This is a genomic window from Okeania sp. SIO3B5 (genome assembly GCF_010692555.1).
Taxonomy (GTDB): Bacteria; Cyanobacteriota; Cyanobacteriia; order Cyanobacteriales; family Microcoleaceae; genus Okeania.
Window position 1 is genome coordinate 1 of the sequence record NZ_JAAHHG010000765.1, and the last position, 3,352, is coordinate 3,352.

The window sequence follows — 3,352 nt, forward strand, 5'->3', positions numbered from 1 at the left end:
TGAATATCTACAGGAAATTTAAGTTTTTTTCTTGCTCTTAGGTATTCCTGACTGTTCCCTGTTCCCAGTTAAGTGTTCCCTGTTCCCTACCCTTGCTATACAATACCGATGCTACCGGACATGATATTACTTATACAAAATTAAATTATAGGGATTTCACTTTGTCAAAAAAAACATTTCAATCAAAACATCCTTTTTTACGTTTGCTCAACTATGGAAGTAGTTATAGTATTCAAATTTGGCAAGCTGCTATCTGTTCGATTTTAAATAAAATTTTCGATCTGGCACCTCCAGTTTTAATTGGGGCAGCAGTTGATGTTGTGGTGAAACAAGAAGATTCTCTGATTGCTCAATGGGGAATTCAGGATATTTTTGGACAGCTTCTAATTTTAACATTTCTGAGTTTAATTGTTTGGGGACTAGAATCAATTTTTCAATATGCTTATGAGCTACTTTGGCGCAGTTTGGCTCAGAATATTCAGCACGATTTACGCATTGAAACTTATAGTCATTTACAAGATTTAGAATTAGCCTATTTTGAAGAACGTAGTACGGGCGGTTTAATGGCAATTTTAAATGATGATATTAATCAGTTAGAAAGATTCTTGGATGTAGGAGCAAATGAAATAATTCAAGTGTCAGTAACAGTCATAATTATTGGCGGTGCTTTTTTTGTTTTAGCTCCTAGTGTGGCTTGGTGGGCAGTTTTACCAATGCCTTTTATTATTGGGGGTTCAATTGTGTTTCAAAAATTTTTAGTGCCTCGTTATGCTGAAGTTCGAGAAAGGGTAAGCTTATTAAGCGGGCAATTATCTAATAATCTTTCAGGAATTACTACTATCAAAAGTTTCACAGCAGAAGCTTATGAAGTAGGAAGAATTAGTCGAGAAAGTGAAGCTTATAAAATCAGTAATAGACAAGCGATCGCTTTTTCTGCTGCTTTTGTTCCTTTGATTAGAATTATTATTTTTATTGGTTTTACTGCAACTTTATTATTAGGTGGCTTAGAGGTAGTTGCGGGTAGATTGGCTGTAGGTACTTACAGTGTTATGGTATTTTTAACTCAACGATTATTATGGCCTTTAACTCGCTTAGGACAAACTCTTGATTTATATCAACGAAGTATGGCTTCTACTAATCGGGTGATGAATTTATTAGATACTCCGATTACTATTTCTCCGGGAAATATTGCTTTGCCTGTTGAGTCAGTTAAGGGAGAATTAGAGTTAGAAAATGTCACCTTTGCCTATGGGAAAAATTCACCTGTTGTGAAAAATCTTTCTCTCAAAATTCCTGCTGGTAAAACTATTGGAATTGTCGGTTCGACAGGTTCGGGAAAAAGCACGATAGTAAAGTTATTACTGCGGTTTTATGAAGTACAATCAGGTAGAATTGCTCTCGATGGAATGGAAATAAATCAGATTAATTTACAAGATTTACGGCGAGCAATAGGTTTAGTTAGTCAGGATGTATTTTTGTTTCATGGAACTGTGGCTGAAAATATTAATTATGGTTCTTTTGATGCAACTTTGCCAGAGATTATTGCAGCGGCTAAAATTGCTGAGGCGGATGATTTTATTAATAAATTACCTCGAGGTTACGATACTATTGTTGGTGAAAGAGGACAGAAATTATCAGGGGGTCAAAGACAACGAATTGCTATTGCTAGGGCGGTGTTAAAAAATCCTCCTATTTTGATACTTGATGAAGCAACTTCAGCAGTGGATAATGAAACTGAAGCAGCTATTCAAAAATCTTTAGAAAAAATCACTCAAAATCGTACAACTATTGCTATTGCTCACCGTCTTTCAACTATCAGAAATGCCGATTGTATTTATGTTATGGAATATGGCAAAATAGTTGAGTTTGGTCGCCATGAAGAGTTATTAGAAAGTGCGGGAATTTATGCTAGTTTATGGAGAGTACAATCTGGTTTAAGTTCAATAATTAATTGAAAAAAGGGAGTAGGGAACACAATTAATAATTAATAATTAATAATTAATAATGTAACTATTCAGGTGTTGGGGTTGACAAATAATCATGTCTATGAATTTATCACTTTCCAGAAACCTTTTAGTCTTATTTATAGACTATTTAGTATTCTTAGATACAGTTTTCAGTTTTGAAACACTGAGTATGCACAAAATCAAGAATAATGCAACCCCAAGACCTGAATGCTTACTTAATAATTAATAATTATTAATTATTAATTATTAATTATTAATTATTACCTCTTCTTTAAGATACAGCAGATTCTACTTTAATGAGGTACACCCGTCGTGGGCAAAATGACCGCACTTGCATTCATTTAATTGTTAATCTTTGTACGATAATTGATTTGATTTTTTATTCTATTTAATCTCCCCTACTCCCCCATTCCCCTCTTCCCCTCCTGGGAGGGCAGGGCTGTTTCAAAGTATTGTAGATTAACGATTTAAGGAGAACGGGAGATGAGGGGATAGTTAAACAGTAAAATTTGCCAAAATTTGCCGATTTTGAGCGCCAATAAGCGTCTTTAAGCTCTGAGAGGATATTTGGTTTAATGCCGCTTAAAAGCCTCCATCCCCGTGTCTCCGTGTCTCCGCGTCCCCGTGTCTATTGAGAATGAAACAGCCCTGCTCCTGGGAGGGGGAGGGGCTAGGGGTGGGTCCCCCACTCTCAACTATATAATAAGTATTCAACCGGATTTGATATGAAAAGTTACAAGCTAGATTAAAGAATGAATATTGGATAAAAATATAGGAGTTAATTAAAACGATGGTGTCACAATTAATAATTGAATATCCCGATCATTTTCCTTATGCAATAAGTCAAACCCCTGAAGCTTTTGAACGAGAGGCAAAATGGGCAATGGCAGTCAAATTATATGAAATGAAACGCATTTCGTCAGGAATGGCTGCTAATTTATTGGGAGTGGAAAGAGTTACATTTTTATTAAAATTAAATGACTATGGAGTAGCAATGATTGATTTAACTGAAAGTGAAATATTATCGGATTTAGCTAATGCTTAAACCTGCCAAAATTGTAATTAATACTTCTCCTATAATTGCCTTGATCGCTGGTAATGGTGACTTAGAAATATTGCAGTCACTTTATACGGATGTTTTTGTTCCTTTTGAAGTATGTCAAGAAATTATTAGAGGAGGAAAAACAGGTTTTGGTGTTGCTGAATTTCAATCAGCGAATTGGTTGAAAAAGGAATCATCTCCTTTGACAATTAGCCCTTTCTTACTTAATTCTTTAGTAAGCATTCAGCTATTAGCAGTCAGCTATTAGCAGTCTTGTTGCTGATAGCTGACTGCTAATAGCTGAATGCTTACTAAAGAATTAAGTAAGAAAGGGCTAATTAGA

3 protein-coding genes are annotated in these 3,352 nt (G+C 35.0%); all 3 read left to right on the forward strand.

Translation table 11 applies throughout. The annotated features are described in order from the left end of the window. Positions 1 to 161 precede the first annotated feature (161 nt). The 3 genes from F6K54_RS42120 to F6K54_RS42130 all read left to right on the forward strand — a co-directional run bounded on the left by F6K54_RS42120 (position 162) and on the right by F6K54_RS42130 (position 3,277). Entirely contained in the window at positions 162 to 1,955 is a 1,794-nt protein-coding gene (locus tag F6K54_RS42120; RefSeq protein ID WP_375342037.1) for an ABC transporter ATP-binding protein, read from the forward strand. Between the two features lie 802 nt (positions 1,956 to 2,757). Then, positions 2,758 to 3,012, forward strand: a complete 255-nt coding sequence (locus tag F6K54_RS42125; protein ID WP_293090443.1) for a UPF0175 family protein — start codon at positions 2,758 to 2,760, stop codon at positions 3,010 to 3,012. Beyond that, positions 3,005 to 3,277 (forward strand): hypothetical protein, encoded by a 273-nt coding sequence (locus tag F6K54_RS42130; RefSeq protein ID WP_293090444.1) that lies wholly within the window; start codon positions 3,005 to 3,007, stop codon positions 3,275 to 3,277. The genes F6K54_RS42125 and F6K54_RS42130 overlap by 8 nt, the downstream gene beginning before the upstream one ends. The last annotated feature ends 75 nt before the right edge of the window (positions 3,278 to 3,352 follow it).

Coding starts and splice junctions, on each gene's coding strand:
- F6K54_RS42125 (WP_293090443.1), top strand. CDS start 2,758: ATGGTGTCACAATTAATAATTGAATATCCCGATCATTTTCCTTATGCA.
- F6K54_RS42130 (WP_293090444.1), top strand. CDS start 3,005: ATGCTTAAACCTGCCAAAATTGTAATTAATACTTCTCCTATAATTGCC.